The sequence below is a fragment of the Aeromonas sp. 2692-1 genome (assembly GCF_013085505.1).
GTDB classification, from domain to species: Bacteria; Pseudomonadota; Gammaproteobacteria; order Enterobacterales; family Aeromonadaceae; genus Aeromonas; species Aeromonas hydrophila.
In genome coordinates this window covers 977,686-995,000 of sequence record NZ_CP038513.1, presented here as the reverse complement: position 1 = coordinate 995,000, position 17,315 = coordinate 977,686, and the positions used below count along the sequence as shown (strand labels likewise).

Sequence of the window (17,315 nt, the reverse complement as noted above, 5' to 3'; positions counted from 1 at the left end):
TTCGTGTTTGCCCGTCACGGGAAGAATAAAGCACCAGAATCTTGTCCATACCAACCTCAACTACGCCAGAATGCAGGGGTAAACAGTACCAGAAGAGTGAAGATTTCCAATCGGCCAAACAGCATGGCGACCACCAGTATCCATTGCGCCGTTGCCGAGATCTTGCCGAAGTTGGCCGACACCTCGCCCAGCCCAGGCCCCACGTTGGTGAACGCCGCCGCCACGGCGGAGAAAGCAGTCACCTCGTTCAAGCCGGTCATCAGCAGCAACAGCATAAAGATGAAGAACAGGATGATGTAGGTGGCAAAGTAGCCCCACACCGCTTCCACGATCCGTTCAGGCACGGCACGACGACCCAGTTTGAGGGTATAGATGGCGCGCGGGTGCACCAGCCGCTTCAGTTCGCGCATCCCCTGCAGGAACAGGATCATGAAGCGCATCACCTTGATGCCGCCCCCGGTACTGCCAGCGCAGCAGCCGATGAAGGCGGAGAACATCAGCAGCATGGGCAGAAAGGAGGGCCACTCCGCATAGCTGGTCGTGCTGTAGCCGGTGGTCGTGCCCAGCGACACAGCCTGGAACAGACCGTGGTTGAGCGCCTCCTGCCAGGTGGCGTAATGGCCGTGAAACAAGAGGGAAACGAAGCAGATCAGCACCAGCACGCACTGGATACTCAGAAACACCTTCAGCTCGGAGTCGCGCAGATAGTTGCTCAGCCGCACCGGCTTGTGGGCGAACACCATGAAGTGCAGGGCAAAGTTGACACTCGCCAGCAGCAGAAACACCACAGTAATCAGGTTGATGGCCGGGCTGTTGAAAAAGCCGATGCTGGCGTCGTGGGTCGAGAAGCCGCCCACCGACAGGGTGGAGAAGGAGTGGCAGATGGCATCGAACAGGGTCATGCCCGCCATCCAGTAGGCCAGGGCGCAGAGGGAGGTGAGCAGCAGATAGATGAACCAGAGCGCCTTGGCCGTCTCGGCGATGCGCGGGGTGACCTTGTTGTCCTTGACCGGCCCCGGAATTTCGGCGCGATAGAGCTGCATGCCCCCGATGCCGAGCAGCGGCAGTATGGCCACCGCCAGCACGATGATCCCCATGCCCCCCAGCCACTGCAGCAGCTGGCGATAGAACAGAAACGCCTTAGGCAGGTTGTCCAGCCCGGTGAGCACGGTCGCTCCCGTGGTGGTCAGGCCGGAAAACGACTCAAAGAAGGCCTCCGATACCGTCATGCCGGGCACCTCTCCCAGCAGGAACGGCAAGGCCCCCACACTGCCCAGCACCACCCAGAACAGCACGACGATGAGAAAGCCTTCCTTGGATCTGAGATCTTTCTTCTGATGGCGGTTAGGAAACCAGAGCGCAGCGCCGAGCAGCAGGGCGATGAAGAAGGAGTTGACGAACTCGGCACCGCCGCCATCACGATAGCCAAAGGCGACCAGCGCGGGCAGCAACATGGTCGAACTGAACAGCGCGACCAGCAGGCCAACGATACGAATGATGCTCAGAATCTGCATTCCGGCTCCCTCTTCAGACTAAAAGAGCGATGGATTCTAGCCATCTAAGGGACGAAGGGATACCCGACCCTGGGTTCGGTCGGTCAATTCCTGTGCGATTCTGCTCCAAACAGCGGCTTCCCACGCCACCTGCAGGGTGACGCTGGCGCCGTAATCGGCCGCCAGCAACTGACCCTGATGCGCCTGGATCAGCGCTTCCACCGCTCCCATGTCGGTATAGTCGCACTGGATGAGGGAGGCCGCCTGCTGGCGCTTGATACGGGTTTCGAGCAGCTTGAGGGCGGCGCCCACGCCACCGCCATAGGCCTTGACCAGGCCCCCGGTGCCCAACAGTACCCCGCCGTAATAGCGCACCACCACGGCGGCAATCTCCCCGAAACCGGCCCCCATCAACTGGGTCAACATGGGCTTGCCGGCGGTGCCCGAGGGCTCGCCGTCATCGCTGAAACCGTACACCTGACTGTCCTGCGGGGCACCGGCAACAAAGGCCCAGCAGTGATGCCGGGCCCCGGGATGTTGCTGTTTTATCTCGCCGATCCAGGCTTTGGCAGCCTCTACGGTCGGCGTGTGGGCAATATAAGTGATGAAGCGGCTCTTCTTGATCTCCTCACTCACCTCCAGCGGTGCGGCCGGTATGGAATAGTCTGCCGCCATCAGAGCCCTGCTTGTCTGGTCAGGTTTTCCACCCCGTTGGCGTGCAGCACCACGTTGTCTTCGATGCGGATGCCGCCATAGGGGCGCAGCGCCTCGACCTTGTTCCAGTTGACCCGCTTGCCCTGTTCACCGAGGCGCAGCGGCTCCAGCAGGCTGTCAATGAAGTAGAGACCCGGCTCGATGGTGAACACCTGGCCCACTTCCATTACCCGGGTGCAGCGCAGGTAGGGGAACTGTTCGGGGGCCGACAGGTGGGTACCGCGCTCATCCTGCATGAAGCCGCCGGCATCGTGTACCTGCAGGCCGAGGAAGTGGCCGAGACCGTGGGGGAAGAAGACGTTGGTCACCCCGGTATGGATCATCTCGTCCACTGACATGTCTACCAGCTCGGTGGCTTGCAGCAAGCGCGCCAGCCTGTGGTGCATCTGCAGATGCAGCTCGCTGTAACGGCGACCCGGCTTGATCTCCTCGATGATCTCCTGCTGCTGGGCATCCAGCGCCGCAATCAGATCGGCAAACTCACCGCGGCGCCAGGCCCAGGTCCGGGTGATATCGGAGGCATAGCCGTGCACATCCACGCCGGCATCGATGAGGAAGGAGTACCGCTCCGCATCGGGCACCCGCTGAGCGGAGAGATGGGTGTAGTGCAGGATGGCCGCATTGCGGTTGATGGCGACGATATTGCCGTAGGGCGCCTCATTGGCCCCCTGCCCGACCGCCTTCATGTAGGCCAGGTTGATCTCGAACTCGCTCGCCCCCGCCATGAAGGAGTCCTTGGCCGCAATGTGGCCGCGCACCCCGATGCGGTTGGCATCGCGCAGGCATTCCAGCTCGTAGGCCGTCTTGTAGGCGCGATGATAATGCAGATAGTTGAGCACCGCCTCCGGATTGGGCTGGCCCAGCCCCAGCAGCTCGGCCACCTCCAGGTGGCCGCCCAGATAGGCCCACTCCTGCTTGTTGGCCGGCAGGTGATCGGCAACCTGCTCCGGGCGGGTCAGGAAGCGTATATCGAAGAAGTCGACCCAGAAGGCGTTAGGCAGCTCCGCCACCTTGTGCCAGAAATCCACCGGCCGGTAGAACAGCAGCACCGGCTTGTTCACACCGTCCACCAGCAACCAGCAGTGGGGATTGTCCAGCACCGGCAACCAGGCCTTGAACTGGGGGTTCACCTTGAAGGGGTAATCCTGATCATCGAGGAAGATGCGGTGGGTCTGGCCGGAGTGGATGGCCAGACCGCTCAGTCCCTGCTGTTGCAGTATGTCGCGGGTGCGCTGCTGCAAGGTGTCGAGGTGCTGGGCAAAAAGTTGGCTGTAGCTGCTCATGGCGTCCTGCTCCGGGAGAAATGTGGTTTCAGCATAACATCAAGCGAATCAAGGCTCGAACCGTCAAGCAATCGCTTCGTGAGGTAACGCATACGTTACAAGGCTTTTGTTATGAAACAAAAACCAACCATTAACAAATAAAAAACAATTCAATACACTGCCGGTAGATACATGCAGTCAGGGACTACTCATGCACAACCTTTGCCTGTGGCAACCGGATCAGGAGCGGATTCAGCAATCCAACCTCCAGCACTTCATGGCCGAGGTCAACCGCTTCCACGGCCTGCAGCTGCACAGCTACGCCCAGCTCTACCAGTGGTCGGTGGAGAAGACAACCCGTTTCTGGCCGCTGGTGTGGCAGCACTGCGGCGTCAAGGGCGAGCTCGGCAACATAGTGGCGGAGAACCGCCAGGAGATGCAGCGCACCCGCTGGTTCCCCGACAGCCGGCTCAACTTCGCCGAAAACCTGCTGCGCCGCCAGGATGACACACCGGCCATCATCTCCCGTATCGAAGGGGGCCCCAGTCAGACCTTGAGCTGGCGCGAACTGGCGGATCAGGTCGCCAGGCTGGCCCAGTGGCTACGTGGCCAGGGCATCGGCCGGGGCGACGTAGTGGCGGCCTACCTGCCCAATATCCCGCAAACCGTGGTGGCCATGCTGGCGACCACCAGTCTGGGGGCGATCTGGACCTCCACCAGCCCCGATTTTGGCGAAGCCAGCGTGGTGGAGCGCTTCGGCCAGACCCGGCCGCGGGTGCTGTTTGCGGTGGATGGCTATCGCTACAACGGCAAGGCCATCGACATTCAGGACAAAGTGGCGGGGGTCGTCGGCCAGATCGACAGCATAGAGCAGACAGTCATGATCCCCTTGCTCGGCCATCCCCTGCAGCTGGGCCACGACTGGTGCCAGATCCTGGCCGGCCAGCCGGACGCCGGCCTGCAGTTCGAGCCCATGGCCTTCAATGACCCGCTCTACATCCTCTATTCGTCCGGCACCACCGGCAAGCCCAAGTGCATCGTCCACGGCATCGGCGGCACCCTGCTGCAACATCTGAAAGAACATCAGCTGCACTGCGACATCAAGCCGGGGGAGCGCATCTTCTACTTCACCACCTGCGGCTGGATGATGTGGAACTGGCTGGTGAGCGCGCTCGCCTCCGGCGCGACTCTGGTGCTCTACGATGGCTCCCCCTTCTACCCGGACGGCAATGTGTTGTGGGATCTCGCCCGCGACGAAGAGGTCGCTCTGTTCGGCACCTCGGCCAAATACCTAGATGCGCTGCACAAGCAGGGCTATGCCCCCATCAAGACCCACCAGCTGCCACAGTTGCGGCTGATCTGCAGCACCGGCTCCGTGCTGTCGCCGGAGGGGTTCGACTACGTCTATCAGCAGATCAAAACAGATGTACAACTGTGCTCCATCTCAGGTGGCACCGACATCTGCTCCTGCTTCGTCATCGGCAATCCCATCAGCCCCGTCTACCGCGGCGAGAGCCAGGGACGCGGCCTCGGCCTCGCGGTACAGGTATTCAACGAAGCGGGTCAGCCAGTGCAGGGGGAAAAGGGCGAACTGGTCTGTACCAAACCCTTCCCCGCCCAACCCATTGGCTTTTGGGGGGACGACAGCGGCGACAAGTACCACGCCGCCTATTTCGAACGGTTCGACAACGTCTGGTGTCACGGCGACTGGATCGAGCTGACCCCGACCGGCGGCATCCTGTTCTACGGTCGCTCCGATGCCACCCTCAACCCGGGCGGCGTGCGCATCGGCACCAGCGAGATTTACCGCTATGTCGAACAGCTGGAGGAAGTAGAAGAGAGCATCGTCATCGGCCAGCAGTGGCAACAGGACGAGCGGGTGGTGCTGTTCGTCAAGCTCAAGCCAGGCCTCATGCTGGACGAAGCGCTGCGCGAGCGCATCCGCCAGCAGGTGCGCCTGCACTGCACTGCCCGTCACGTGCCGGCCCGCATTCTGCAGGTGGACGCCATTCCGCGCACCAAGTCCGGCAAAATCGTGGAGCTGGCGGTGCGGGAAGTGGTGCACAACCGGCCTGTCAACAACACCCACGCGCTCGCCGATCCCGAGGTGCTGAGCCAGTATCGCAACCGGCCCGAGTTGGCCAGCTGAGGCCACACAAGGTTAATAAAGGCGTCATCAGACGCCTTTATTTTGGTTGTTAATCTGAGGCGAGCTTTTACTCGAGATCTGTTAAACGAATGTTTTAAATAGGTGTTGAAATTGTCTTCTTTTGGATCAATAGTGAGCCTCGCCCCCTGCTGGGGATAAAGGAGCACCACCCCCCACCATGTGGGAACAAGGAGACACTCTCATGATCTACCAAGGCGAAACCCTGACGGTCAGCTACCTCGAAGACGGCATTGCCGAGCTGAGGTTCGATGCTCCGGGTTCAGTCAACAAGCTGGATCGCGCTACCCTGCTCTCCCTGAGCGAAGCGATCGCCGCATTACAACAAGAACGTGAACTAAAAGGTCTGATCCTCACCTCCGGCAAAGACGCCTTCATCGTCGGCGCCGACATTACCGAATTCCTGGAACTGTTCGATCTGCCGCAGGCTGATCTGCTCGGCTGGCTGAAAAAAGCCAACGACATCTTCAGCGCCATCGAAGATCTGCCGGTGCCCACCCTCTGTGCCATCAAGGGCCACGCCCTGGGCGGCGGCTGTGAGACCATTCTCTCCACCGACTTCCGGCTGGCTGACACCAGCGCCAAGATTGGCCTGCCCGAGACCAAGCTCGGCATCATGCCGGGCTTTGGCGGCACCGTCCGTCTGCCGCGGGTGATCGGCGCCGACAACGCGCTGGAGTGGATCACCACCGGCAAGGATTACCGTGCCGATGACGCCCTCAAGGTGGGTGCCATCGACGCCGTGGTCGCGCCAGAGGCGCTGCAGAGCGCTGCGGTGCAGATGATCAAGGACGCGATCAAAGGCAAGCTGGACTGGCAGGGCCGCCGCGCCGCCAAGAAGGCCCCGCTGCGCCTCTCCAAACTGGAAGCCATGATGAGCTTCACCACCGCCGCCGGCATGGTTGCCGCCGTGGCGGGCAAACATTACCCGGCGCCGATGACGGCAGTAAAAACCGTCGAAGCCGCTGCCGGTATGAGCCGTGACGAGGCGCTGGCCGTCGAGGCGCAAGGCTTCATCAAGCTGGCCAAGACCGATGTCGCCAAGGCGCTGGTCGGTATCTTCCTCAACGATCAACATATCAAGGCGCTGGCCAAGAAAGCGGCCAAGCAGGCAGCTAAGGCCACTAGCCACGCCGCCGTACTGGGTGCCGGCATCATGGGGGGCGGCATCGCCTACCAGTCTGCCAGCAAGGGCATCCCGGCAGTGATGAAGGACATCAACGAGAAGGCGCTGGCACTTGGCATGAATGAGGCCACCAAGCTGCTCAACGGCCAGCTCGAAAAGGGCCGCATCGACGGTATCAAGATGGGCCAGGTGCTCTCCGCCATCACCCCGACCCTCAGCTATGACAATGTCAAGCATGTGGATGTGGTGGTCGAAGCCGTGGTCGAAAACCCGAAAGTGAAGGCCGCCGTGCTGGGCGAAGTGGAAGGGATCATCGGCGAAGACGCCGTGCTCGCCAGCAACACCTCCACCATTCCCATCTCCCTGCTGGCCAAGGGGCTGAAGCGCCCGCAAAACTTCTGCGGCATGCACTTCTTCAACCCGGTGCACCGCATGCCGCTGGTAGAGATCATCCGCGGCGAGCAGACCTCCGATGAAACCATCAACCGCGTGGTAGCCTACGCCGCCGCCATGGGCAAGTCCCCGGTGGTGGTCAACGACTGCCCTGGCTTCTTCGTCAACCGCGTGCTGTTCCCCTACTTCTTCGGCTTCAACAAGCTGGTCGCCGATGGCGCCGACTTCGCCGCCGTCGACAAGGTGATGGAGAAGGAGTTTGGCTGGCCGATGGGCCCCGCCTACCTGCTGGACGTGGTCGGCATCGACACCGGCCACCACGCCGGTGACGTGATGGCGCAGGGCTTCCCGGCACGCATGAGCAAGGAAGGTCGCACCGCCATCGACGTGATGTACGAAGTGAGCCGCTTCGGTCAGAAGAACGGCAAGGGTTTCTACGCCTACGAGCAGGACAAGAAGGGCAAGCCGAAGAAGGTGGCCGACGCCGCCAGCTACGAGCTGCTGGCCCCCATCGCCAAGCCGAAACAGGATTTCGACAAGGACGCCATCATCGCTCGCATGATGATCCCGATGATCAACGAGGTGGTGCTCTGTCTGGAAGAGGGCATAGTCGCCACGCCAGCCGAAGCCGACATCGCGCTGGTCTACGGTCTGGGCTTCCCTCCCTTCCGCGGCGGCGTGTTCCGCTATCTGGACACTATCGGTCTGGATCGCTACGTGGCCATGGCCGACCAGTATGCCGACTTGGGCCCGCTCTACCGCGTCAGCGACAAGCTGCGTGAGATGGCCGCCCAGGGCAAAACCTTCTACTGATTGCGGAAAGGAGATCCATTCATGAAAGACGTAGTCATTGTCGACTGTATCCGGACCCCGATGGGCCGGTCCAAGGGCGGCGCCTTCCGCAACGTGCGTGCAGAAGACTTGTCCGCACACCTGATGAAATCCATCCTGCTGCGCAACCCCAACCTCGATCCGAACGAGATCGAGGATATCTACTGGGGCTGCGTACAGCAGACCCTGGAGCAGGGCTTCAACATCGCCCGCAACGCCGCACTGCTGGCCGGCATTCCCAAGCAGGTGGGGGCGGTCACCGTCAACCGCCTGTGCGGCTCCAGCATGCAGGCGCTGCACGATGCCTCTCGCGCCATCCAGGTGGGTGATGGGGATATCTTCATCATCGGCGGGGTCGAGCACATGGGCCACGTACCGATGAGCCACGGGGTGGACTTCCACCCCGGCATGGCCAAGTCGGTGGCGAAAGCCTCCGGCATGATGGGGCTGACCGCCGAGATGCTCGGCAAGCTGCACGGCATCAGTCGTCAGCAGCAGGACGAGTTTGCCGCCCGCTCCCACCGCCGCGCTCACGCCGCCACCGTGGAAGGGCGTTTCGCCAAGGAGATAGTCGGGCTGGAAGGCCATGACGCCAGCGGCGCCCGCTTCTTCTACGACTATGACGAGGTGATCCGCCCCGAGACCACGGTTGAAACCCTGAGCCAGCTGCGCCCGGTGTTCGACCCGGTCAACGGTACCGTCACCGCCGGCACCTCGTCGGCCCTGTCCGATGGCGCCGCCGCCATGCTGGTAATGAGTGCGGACCGCGCCAAGGCGCTCGGCCTCACCCCGCGTGCCAAGGTACGTGCCATGGCCGTCGCCGGCTGCGATGCCGCCATCATGGGTTACGGCCCGGTACCGGCCACCCAGAAGGCGCTCAAGCGGGCCGGCCTGACCATCGGCGACATCGACCTGTTCGAGCTGAACGAGGCGTTTGCCGCCCAGTCCCTGCCCTGCGTGAAGGATCTGGGTCTGCAAGACGTGGTGGATGAGAAGGTGAACCTGAACGGCGGCGCCATCGCCCTAGGTCACCCGCTCGGCTGCTCCGGCGCCCGCATCTCCACCACCCTGCTCAACCTGATGGAAGAGAAGGATGCCACCCTGGGGGTTGCCACCATGTGCATCGGCCTGGGTCAGGGCATCGCCACCGTGTTCGAACGAGTGTAAGTAGCGCCCTGGCCGGTTCGCCGGTCGGGGGCTGTATGACAGAGAGGAGCCCGCTCCTGCTTCCCGGCGAAGCGGGCTCCTGTCACCGGTTTTGGGGTCGGTCTGCCCGGCCCGTCATCGAGTCTGTGGAGTGCGCCACACGGGGTGCACTTCTGCCGTCGGAATCTGCGTATTGGCCGGCCCGTTTGGGTCGGCCTTTTTTATTTGCACGGCAGGATATGGGAGGATATTGCCCATAACCTCACATTAGATGGGGGGCTTGCTTGCTTTTTGCGCCCCTGACAGGTTCAATCTGCACAAAAAAATGGGTGGATGCACATACATATGTCAACGAGCAAACAACTGCTGATCGTCGACGACGACCAAGAGATCCGCGAGCTGCTCAACGAATACCTGACCAGGGCCGGCTTCGAGGTATTGACCGCAGCGGAGGGCAACGAGATGCGCAAGCAGCTCGCCCAGCACAACCCGGACCTCATCATTCTCGATATCATGATGCCGGGTGACGACGGCTTTACCCTCTGCCAGCAGATCCGTCGCGACTCCCAGGTGCCCATCATCATGCTGACCGCCGCCTCCGACGAAGCGGACCGGGTGATCGGCCTCGAACTCGGAGCCGATGACTACATCGCCAAGCCGTTCAGCCCGCGCGAACTGCAGGCCCGCATCAAGGCGCTACTGCGCCGCGCCGAATTCCGCCAGCCGGAGAAAGAGAAAGAGCCGAGCCGCCGGCTGCGCTTCGCCGAGTGGACTCTGGATACCCTGAGCCACCAGCTGACCCACGAGGACGGCAGCCTGCTGGATCTCTCCGGCAGCGATGCGCTGCTGCTCGGCATGTTCCTGCAACAGCCCGGCGTGGTGCTGGACCGGGATACCATCTCGGATGCCACCCGCGGTCGCGAGAGCCTGCCGATGGAGCGCGGTATCGACGTGCAGATCAGCCGCTTGCGCCAGAAGCTGGGTGACAACGGCAAGAGCCCGCGCATCATCAAGACCATTCGCGGCAGTGGCTACATGCTGATCGCCGAGGTGCACGAGATCCCATGAGAGCCAGCAAGGTAGCGACGGCATGCTGATCGACACAAGGCGAGAGATCCCATGAATACCAGGTGGTTCTGGCGGGCGCTGGTGCCCCGTTCCCTGCTGTCGCGGATGCTGCTGCTGTTGCTGCTGGCGATCCTGCTCTCCCAGACCATCCTCACCGGCATCTGGATGCAGCAGATCCAGAAGCGGGAGCTGGAAGGCATGCTCAGCACTACCCGCAACCTGGCGCTGTCAGCCGCCTCCACCGTCAACTTCTTCAAATCTCTGCCGCTGCAGTACCGCCACATCGCGCTGGACCAGCTGCGCAACATGGGCGGCAGCCGCTTCTTCGTGTCGCTGAACGAAGAGGAGATCCACATCAGCGCCATCCCCGACAGCGAGCGCAAGACGCTGGTGCTCAAAGAAGTGCAGGGGGTGCTGACCCGCAAGCTCTCCGACGCCATGGCGATCAAGGTGGATTTCTCGCGCCCCGAAGAGCTGCACGTCTTCAACAACGACACCCTGCTGGCGGATCTGCCCTCCTCCTGGGCCCGCTACACCCTGTCGCTGGAGCCGATCAATCCCCCTGTGCTGGTGACCCAGATCGAGATAGAGCCGGGCGAGTGGCTCTATCTGGCGGCCCTGCTGCCGGCCCCCTACATGACGCTCGACGACACCGTGATGCCGAGCAACCAGGTACGCTTCATCGCCCTGATGACGGTGTTCCTCTGCTTCTTCACCTTCCTGCTGGTGCGCTGGCAGACCCGGCCGCTGCGCCGGCTGGCCAAGGCGGCGGTCAACCTCGGCAAGGACATCGACCAACCCTCGCTGAAAGAGGAGGGGCCTCCGAGATCGTGGCGGCCACCCGCGCCTTCAACATCATGCAGCACCGCATTCGCCGCTATATCGACGATAGAGAGCGGCTGTTCAGCTCGATTTCCCACGACCTCAAGACCCCCATCACCCGGCTGCGGCTGCGGGTCGAGCTGCTCGACGACGAACAGCAAATCGCCAAGTTCAACAAGGACCTGGACGAGCTGGAGCTGATGGTGAAGGGGGCGCTGCAGACGGTGAAAGACACCGACATCCACGAGAACATCGAGCAGCTCGACATCGACGCCATGCTGGAGCAGATGGCGGAAGCCATGAACCTGCACGACGAGCGACTGACCATCGAAGGCCACTGCAAGCAGCCCTACCGCGGCAAACCGCTGGCCCTCAAGCGCTGCATCGGCAACCTGGTGGACAACGGCATCAAATACGGCCAACGGGTGCGCATCATCATCATGGACGACGAGGAGATGCTGATCCTGTTCATCATGGACGAGGGCCCCGGCCTGCCGGAGGATCAGTTCGAACGCATCTTCGAGCCCTATTACCGGCTCAGCACGGATCTGGCCGGCACCGGTCTGGGTCTGGGCATTGCCCGCAATATAGCCCACGCCCACGGCGGCGATCTGGTGCTGGAAAATCGTCCGCAGGGCGGCCTGCAGGCCACCCTCTCCCTACCAAGGCAGTAACCTTATGAAGTGGTTGTCTTTTTCTGTCATCGCCCTGCTCTCCCTGCCTGTAGACGCCTCCCAGGTGGAGGTACTGCACTGGTGGACCTCCGGCGGCGAAGCCAGGGCGGTGGAAGTGCTCAAGTCCGAGTGGACCGAGCAAGGCAATCAGTGGAACGACTTCGCGGTGCAGGGGGGCGGCGGCAAGAGCGCCATGACGGTGCTGAAAAGCCGGGCACTGGCGGCCAATCCGCCGGAGGCGGCCCACCTCAAGGGGTTCGAGTTGCGGGAGTGGGCCGGACTCGGCTTCCTGCGCGACCTCACCCCCATGGCCGAACACCTCGGCTGGTATCCCCAGCTGCCGCCCATGGTGCGGGAGACCCTCAGCCAGAACGGTGCCCTGATGGCGGTGCCGACCGGCATCCACCGAGTCAACTGGCTGTGGCTCAACCGCAAGATCTTCGAGCGCAACAAGCTGACTCCGCCCACCAGCTGGGCCCAGTTCGTGACCGTGGCCGATCGGCTCAAGCAGCAAGGGATCACCCCGCTCGCCATCGGCAACGAGCCCTGGCAGCTGGCGGTGCTGTTCGAAACGGTGGCACTCGGCGAAGGGGGCAAGGCGTTCTACCGCAAAGCCTTCGTGGAGCAGGACAGCGCCACCCTGACCGGCCCCGACATGGTGCGGGTGCTGACCCGCTTTCAGCAACTGCGCGGCTATGTGCCGGAGAAATACGCCGGCCTGAAGTGGCACCAGGCCACCAACCTGCTGGAGAGCGGCGGCGCCGCCATGCAGATCATGGGGGACTGGGTGAAGGGCGAACTGAGCGCCGGCAACTACCGGCCCGGTGAGGATATCGAGTGCCTGCCAAGCCCTGGCAGTGCCAACCTGTTCAGCTACAACCTCGACTCCATCGCCATGTTCAAGCAGCGGGATCCCGCCCAGTTGCAGGCCCAGGGCGAGCTGGCCCAGTTGCTGATGACGCCGCGCTTCCAGCAGGAGTTCAACCGGGTGAAGGGCTCGATCCCGGCGCTGACCAAGCCGGACATGAGCAAGTTCGACCGCTGCGCCATCCGCTCCTATCAGGATTTTCTGCTGGCGGAGCGGGAGGGCAACCTGCTGCCCAGCATGGCTGAGGGGATGGCGACGCCGACCAACATGCGCCAGGCGATCATGGATGTGCTGAGCAACTTCTTCAACGACCCCAGAGCCAACCCGCAGCAGACTGCGCTGCATCTGGAGCGGGCCATGCGCTCGACCCGCTGACGCTTTTCGCGGCGGCCAGAAACGACAAAGGCGGATGAAATATCCGCCTTTGTCGTTGTGAAAGTATTGGGGTCAGGATTGATCGTTTTCGTCCTCATCCTCGTCGTAGTAATCGCTGAGCTCGATCCAGAGCCCCAGTCCGATCATCACCATGGAACCGAACCAGGTGCCGGTGTTACCGATCGGGCTGCCCATCACTATCATGGCGAAAGACAAGAACCCCATGCCTGCGTAGGCTTGTAATCTGCCGTAGGAGACCTGCATATTCACACCTCCTTGTTGAATATGGTTCAATTTTTATATTACTCATACGGCGGGGAGTGGGTAGGCCCAGATAACACTTTGGTTACATATGCTGCCAGTTGCCGGAGTGGTTTGATTATTTTTTCGCCGTGAGTATCATTGGCAGCTGATTTGGTTGAAGGTTGATTATTGATGAGTGCTTTATTCTGCGACGCGACTCACGAGTTGGACGCAATCGGGCTTCGTTGCCCCGAGCCAGTGATGATGGTTCGTAAAAAAGTGCGGTTGATGGCTGACGGGGAGACCCTGCTGGTCAGTGCCGACGACCCCTCAACCACCCGCGACATCCCCAGTTTCTGCCGCTTCATGGATCACACCCTGGTCGCCAGCGAGACAGAGCAGGCCCCTTACCGCTATCTGATCCGCAAGGGTCAGTAAGCCCCAACACCGGAGCAATCCATGCCAGCCATTACCCGAATCGGCACCACCCAGCGTTGGTCTGACGTGGTCATTCACAACGGCACCCTCTACGTGGTGGAAGTGCCCGCCACCGACACCGCCGATATTCACCAGCAGACCCGTGAAGTGCTGGAAAGCCTGCAGCGCCTGCTGGAAGCCAACGGCTCCGGCGTCGACAAGATCCTGATGGCCAACATCTATCTCAAGGACATAGCTGACATCGCGGCCTTCAACGAGCAGTGGGATGCCTGGATCCCGGCGGGCACAGCACCGGTCCGCGCCTGCGTACAGGCCCGCCTGGCCCACGAAGGCTACAAGGTCGAAGTGCAGCTGACTGCCGCCGTCTAAACCCCGCAACGCCGGATAGCAAAAGGCCCCGCCATCGCTGGCGGGGCCTTTTTCATGGCTGCGAACCGGACCGCTTAGGCGATCGGGGTCAGGGTGATGGTCACCCGACGGTTCTGGGCCTTGCCTTCGGCGGTGCTGTTGGTGGCTACCGGCTGATCCGGGCCAACGCCGCTGGTGGAGATACGGCTGCCGGTCACACCCTGGCCGATCAACTGGGCGGCGACGGCATCGGCGCGCTGGGCGGAGAGCTTCATGTTGAGCTCGCGAGAACCAGTGCTGTCAGTGTGACCGACCACGTTCAGGCGGGTCTTGTCGAACTCACCGACCACCATGGCCACGCCGGACAGAGTGTTGGCACCGGCCGCTTTCAGCTGGGCGCTGGAGCTGTCGAAAGTGACGTTGTTCGGCATGTTGAGGATCAGCTGGTCACCGTTGCGGGTCACGCTGACGCCGGTGCCTTGCAGCTTCTCGCGCAGCTTGGCTTCCTGCACGTCCATGTAGTAGCCGATACCGCCGCCCAGCGCGGCGCCGGCGGCCACGCCGGTCAGGATCCCTTTCTTGCGGTCACCCTTGCTGGAGGAGAGCGCGCCCACGGCGGCGCCAGTGGCCGCGCCAGCCAGCGCGCCCCAGGCGCCCTTGGAGGTCTGGGATTCCCCAGTGTAGGGGTTGGTGGTACAGCCGGTCAGGGCTACGAGCAGGGCAACGGCGGGAACAAGTGTCTTGAAATGCATGAAAAACCTCTAAAAAAACCGACTCAAATCCAAAGAGGGCGCATTCTACCCCAGAGCTGTGCCAAGGTGTGACGCTGTCGATGCAGATCCCCCATCTGCCACGCATGGCTGCCGCTCGAGCAGAGGAATGCGCCCCGAACCTCGCTGACGTTTCACGGTCAGCGCGAACAACACATAGGCCCACGCCCCCCAGATGCGGGTTGCCGACCCGGTGACATTACCGCCAGAGTGGGGCTCCCCCACAACGGAGCCAGCCCATGTCTTCACTCGCCCATTCCGCCCTGCTCATCATCGACATGCAGGTCGGCCTGCTGCATGGCCCGGAGGCGCCCCATGCCGGCCCACAGCTACTGGCCAACATCAACCGGCTTGCCGATGCCGCCCATAGTGCCGGCATCCCCGTACTGGCGGTACGCCACACAGGCCCGACCGGTAGCCCCATCGCTGCGGGCAGCCCCCTCTGGCAACTGGTGCCCGAGCTGGCCGTGACCGCTGCCGACCTCGTGTTCGACAAACAGCGACCAAGTGCCTTTCACGGCACAGCCCTCGATAGTTGGCTGAAGCAGCGCGGGGTACAGACCCTGCTCGTCACCGGCATGAAGACCCAGTACTGCATAGATACCACCTGCCGGGCGGCAGCGGATCTCGGTTACTCCGTGGTTCTGGTCAGCGATGCCCACACCTGCATGGATACCCAGACACTTGCCGCAACCCAGATCATCGCTCACCACAACGCCACCCTGGCCGGCCCCTTCGTCCAGCTGATGAGCAGCGACGAGGTGTGCGAGGTGCTGACTCACACCCTTCAGCCCGGATAATGCTGGGCTCAAGATGCAAGAGGGAGGCATCAGCCTCCCTTCTCTTTTGCCTTGCGCCCGGTTTATTGGCGCGCAGGCTCCTGCTGGCACTCGGCGTGGCAGGGGCAGGTCACCAGATGATCGTTCACCATCCCCACTGCCTGCATGAAGGCGTAGCAGATGGTGCTGCCGACGAAGGTGAAGCCGCGTTTCTTGAGCGCCCTGGACATGGCATCCGACTCCGCGGAGGTCGCCGGAATGTCGCCGTTGCCCTGGCGCTGGTTGACGATGGGGGCGCCGCCCACGAAGCCCCACAGATAATCGACAAAGTCGATGCCTTCGGCCTCCAGCGCCAGATAGGCGCGGGCATTTTTGATGATCGACTGCACCTTGAGCCGGTTGCGGATAATGCCGGTGTCTTGCATCAGCCGCTCCACATCCTGCTCGTCGAACTGCGCGATGCGCACCGGATCAAAATCCGCATAGGCGCGATGGTAGCTCTCGGTGCGTTTCAGTATGGTGATCCACGACAGCCCCGCCTGCTGGCCGTCGAGGCAGAGCTTGGCAAACAGCTCGCGCGAATCATGGACCGGCCTTCCCCACTGTTTGTCATGGTATTCGATGTATTCCGGGTCCTTGGTCACCCAGGCGCAACGCAACTCCATTCCCTCTCTCCTGTCATTTCATCCAATCCCCGGGGTCGATGCCAACCCGGGTCTGGGAGTGCCGACAACCCCTCCCGCCCAGGCCCGGCGCAGCGCCATCACATTAATCCGCTGTAATTTCGCCTATTATCCGACCATGCCAGACGGTATACTCCTTCGGTTCACATTCAGCAAATCTTGCTCTGATTTCATTTCGCGCGAAAAAAATTATGCAAAAATTCGATGTCAAAACCTTTCAGGGCCTGATCCTGCAGCTGCAGGACTATTGGTCCCGCCAGGGCTGTACCATCATTCAGCCGCTGGATATGGAAGTGGGTGCCGGTACTTCTCACCCCATGACCTGTCTGCGTGCCCTGGGCCCGGAGCCCATCGCCTGCGCCTACGTGCAACCGTCCCGCCGTCCGACTGACGGCCGCTACGGTGAAAACCCGAACCGCCTGCAGCACTACTACCAGTTCCAGGTGATCATCAAGCCTTCCCCCGACAACATTCAGGAACTCTATCTGGGCTCCCTGAAAGAGCTGGGTATGGATCCCGAGATCCACGACATCCGCTTCGTGGAAGACAACTGGGAAAACCCGACCTTAGGGGCATGGGGCCTGGGCTGGGAAGTGTGGCTGAACGGCATGGAAGTGACCCAGTTCACCTACTTCCAGCAGGTTGGCGGCCTCGAGTGCAAGCCGGTCACCGGCGAGATCACCTATGGTCTCGAGCGTCTGGCCATGTACATCCAGGGCGTCGACAGCGTCTACGATCTGGTCTGGTCTGACGGCCCGCTGGGCAAGACCACCTATGGCGACGTGTTCCACCAGAACGAAGTGGAGCAATCCACCTACAACTTCGAACACGCCGATGTGGAGTTCCTGTTCCACTGCTTCGAGCAGTACGAGAAGGAAGCCCAGAATCTGCTGGCACTGGAAAAACCGCTGCCGCTGCCTGCCTACGAGCGCATCCTCAAGGCCGCTCACTCCTTCAACCTGCTGGATGCCCGCAAGGCCATCTCGGTCACTGAGCGTCAGCGCTACATCCTGCGCATTCGCACCCTGACCAAGGCCGTGGCAGAGGCATACTACGCCTCCCGCGAAGCGCTGGGCTTCCCTATGTGTCAGCGCAGTGAGAACAAGCAAGGTTAA

Annotated in this window: 16 protein-coding genes and 1 pseudogene (1 of these 17 running past the window's edge); 10 read left to right on the top strand and 7 right to left on the bottom strand. The window is 62.0% G+C overall.

What is annotated here, in order from left to right:
• The 4 genes in view from hemG to pepQ are tightly spaced (at most 36 nt apart) and all read right to left on the bottom strand, a layout consistent with a single transcriptional unit that may run on beyond the window.
• Positions 1-49, bottom strand: partial view of a menaquinone-dependent protoporphyrinogen IX dehydrogenase gene (hemG, locus tag E5E97_RS04880; protein ID WP_039213354.1) — the 5' portion only. It extends 476 nt beyond the left edge of the window; 49 of the gene's 525 nt are visible here — the first part of the coding sequence; the start codon lies at positions 47-49; its stop codon lies off the left edge, out of view.
• A gap of 7 nt (positions 50-56) precedes the next feature.
• Entirely contained in the window at positions 57-1,514 is a 1,458-nt protein-coding gene (locus E5E97_RS04875; RefSeq protein WP_011704169.1) for a TrkH family potassium uptake protein, read from the bottom strand.
• A 36-nt stretch (positions 1,515-1,550) separates the two neighbouring features.
• Positions 1,551-2,168, bottom strand: coding sequence for a YigZ family protein (locus E5E97_RS04870; RefSeq protein WP_118882157.1), 618 nt, complete (start codon positions 2,166-2,168; stop codon positions 1,551-1,553).
• Entirely contained in the window at positions 2,168-3,490 is a 1,323-nt protein-coding gene (pepQ, locus tag E5E97_RS04865; RefSeq protein ID WP_011704167.1) for a Xaa-Pro dipeptidase, read from the bottom strand. Before pepQ ends, E5E97_RS04870 begins: the two co-directional genes overlap by 1 nt.
• Positions 3,491-3,680: 190 nt before the next feature.
• On the opposite strand from pepQ, the gene E5E97_RS04860 reads away from it, so the two are divergent.
• The 6 genes and pseudogenes from E5E97_RS04860 to E5E97_RS04835 all read left to right on the top strand — a co-directional run bounded on the left by E5E97_RS04860 (position 3,681) and on the right by E5E97_RS04835 (position 12,939).
• Positions 3,681-5,618 carry an acetoacetate--CoA ligase gene (locus E5E97_RS04860; RefSeq protein WP_118882158.1) on the top strand — a complete coding sequence of 646 codons (1,938 nt, stop codon included), beginning with the start codon at positions 3,681-3,683 and terminating at the stop codon, positions 5,616-5,618.
• Between the two features lie 202 nt (positions 5,619-5,820).
• A complete protein-coding gene (fadB, locus tag E5E97_RS04855; RefSeq protein ID WP_118882159.1) occupies positions 5,821-7,968 on the top strand; it encodes a fatty acid oxidation complex subunit alpha FadB in 2,148 nt (715 codons plus the stop codon).
• Positions 7,969-9,153 carry an acetyl-CoA C-acyltransferase FadA gene (gene fadA, locus E5E97_RS04850; RefSeq protein ID WP_200885425.1) on the top strand — a complete coding sequence of 395 codons (1,185 nt, stop codon included), beginning with the start codon at positions 7,969-7,971 and terminating at the stop codon, positions 9,151-9,153. It begins immediately after the preceding gene.
• A 324-nt stretch (positions 9,154-9,477) separates the two neighbouring features.
• Complete coding sequence (locus E5E97_RS04845; protein ID WP_016348992.1) at positions 9,478-10,200, top strand: response regulator; 723 nt, start codon at positions 9,478-9,480, stop codon at positions 10,198-10,200.
• A 51-nt stretch (positions 10,201-10,251) separates the two neighbouring features.
• Positions 10,252-11,696, top strand: a pseudogene (locus E5E97_RS04840) (ATP-binding protein).
• A gap of 4 nt (positions 11,697-11,700) precedes the next feature.
• Positions 11,701-12,939 (top strand): ABC transporter substrate-binding protein, encoded by a 1,239-nt coding sequence (locus E5E97_RS04835; RefSeq protein WP_101616248.1) that lies wholly within the window; start codon positions 11,701-11,703, stop codon positions 12,937-12,939.
• A 72-nt stretch (positions 12,940-13,011) separates the two neighbouring features.
• On the opposite strand, the gene E5E97_RS04830 is transcribed toward E5E97_RS04835, so the two are convergent.
• Positions 13,012-13,203, bottom strand: coding sequence for a hypothetical protein (locus E5E97_RS04830; RefSeq protein ID WP_005307420.1), 192 nt, complete (start codon positions 13,201-13,203; stop codon positions 13,012-13,014).
• A 171-nt stretch (positions 13,204-13,374) separates the two neighbouring features.
• On the opposite strand from E5E97_RS04830, the gene tusA reads away from it, so the two are divergent.
• Positions 13,375-13,620, top strand: a complete 246-nt coding sequence (tusA, locus tag E5E97_RS04825; protein WP_005307416.1) for a sulfurtransferase TusA — start codon at positions 13,375-13,377, stop codon at positions 13,618-13,620.
• A gap of 21 nt (positions 13,621-13,641) precedes the next feature.
• The gene (locus E5E97_RS04820) at positions 13,642-13,989 is read left to right on the top strand and encodes a RidA family protein (RefSeq protein WP_016348988.1); all 348 of its coding nucleotides are present in this window, start codon (positions 13,642-13,644) and stop codon (positions 13,987-13,989) included.
• Between the two features lie 74 nt (positions 13,990-14,063).
• Here the strand turns inward: E5E97_RS04820 and E5E97_RS04815 are convergent, their stop codons facing one another.
• Entirely contained in the window at positions 14,064-14,720 is a 657-nt protein-coding gene (locus tag E5E97_RS04815) for an OmpA family lipoprotein (RefSeq protein WP_029305236.1), read from the bottom strand.
• A gap of 257 nt (positions 14,721-14,977) precedes the next feature.
• On the opposite strand from E5E97_RS04815, the gene E5E97_RS04810 reads away from it, so the two are divergent.
• A complete protein-coding gene (locus E5E97_RS04810) occupies positions 14,978-15,538 on the top strand; it encodes a cysteine hydrolase family protein (protein ID WP_118882160.1) in 561 nt (186 codons plus the stop codon).
• A 62-nt stretch (positions 15,539-15,600) separates the two neighbouring features.
• Here the strand turns inward: E5E97_RS04810 and E5E97_RS04805 are convergent, their stop codons facing one another.
• A complete protein-coding gene (locus tag E5E97_RS04805; protein WP_045790933.1) occupies positions 15,601-16,182 on the bottom strand; it encodes a DNA-3-methyladenine glycosylase I in 582 nt (193 codons plus the stop codon).
• Positions 16,183-16,391: 209 nt separating this feature from the next.
• Between E5E97_RS04805 and glyQ the strand changes: the two genes are divergently transcribed.
• Positions 16,392-17,315, top strand: a complete 924-nt coding sequence (gene glyQ, locus E5E97_RS04800) for a glycine--tRNA ligase subunit alpha (RefSeq protein WP_005339464.1) — start codon at positions 16,392-16,394, stop codon at positions 17,313-17,315.

Coding starts and splice junctions, on each gene's coding strand:
- tusA (WP_005307416.1), top strand. CDS start 13,375: ATGAGTGCTTTATTCTGCGACGCGACTCACGAGTTGGACGCAATCGGG.
- E5E97_RS04805 (WP_045790933.1), bottom strand. CDS start 16,182: ATGGAGTTGCGTTGCGCCTGGGTGACCAAGGACCCGGAATACATCGAA.
- fadB (WP_118882159.1), top strand. CDS start 5,821: ATGATCTACCAAGGCGAAACCCTGACGGTCAGCTACCTCGAAGACGGC.
- E5E97_RS04810 (WP_118882160.1), top strand. CDS start 14,978: ATGTCTTCACTCGCCCATTCCGCCCTGCTCATCATCGACATGCAGGTC.
- E5E97_RS04875 (WP_011704169.1), bottom strand. CDS start 1,514: ATGCAGATTCTGAGCATCATTCGTATCGTTGGCCTGCTGGTCGCGCTG.
- pepQ (WP_011704167.1), bottom strand. CDS start 3,490: ATGAGCAGCTACAGCCAACTTTTTGCCCAGCACCTCGACACCTTGCAG.
- E5E97_RS04870 (WP_118882157.1), bottom strand. CDS start 2,168: ATGGCGGCAGACTATTCCATACCGGCCGCACCGCTGGAGGTGAGTGAG.
- E5E97_RS04815 (WP_029305236.1), bottom strand. CDS start 14,720: ATGCATTTCAAGACACTTGTTCCCGCCGTTGCCCTGCTCGTAGCCCTG.
- E5E97_RS04830 (WP_005307420.1), bottom strand. CDS start 13,203: ATGCAGGTCTCCTACGGCAGATTACAAGCCTACGCAGGCATGGGGTTC.
- E5E97_RS04835 (WP_101616248.1), top strand. CDS start 11,701: ATGAAGTGGTTGTCTTTTTCTGTCATCGCCCTGCTCTCCCTGCCTGTA.
- E5E97_RS04860 (WP_118882158.1), top strand. CDS start 3,681: ATGCACAACCTTTGCCTGTGGCAACCGGATCAGGAGCGGATTCAGCAA.
- E5E97_RS04820 (WP_016348988.1), top strand. CDS start 13,642: ATGCCAGCCATTACCCGAATCGGCACCACCCAGCGTTGGTCTGACGTG.
- E5E97_RS04845 (WP_016348992.1), top strand. CDS start 9,478: ATGTCAACGAGCAAACAACTGCTGATCGTCGACGACGACCAAGAGATC.
- glyQ (WP_005339464.1), top strand. CDS start 16,392: ATGCAAAAATTCGATGTCAAAACCTTTCAGGGCCTGATCCTGCAGCTG.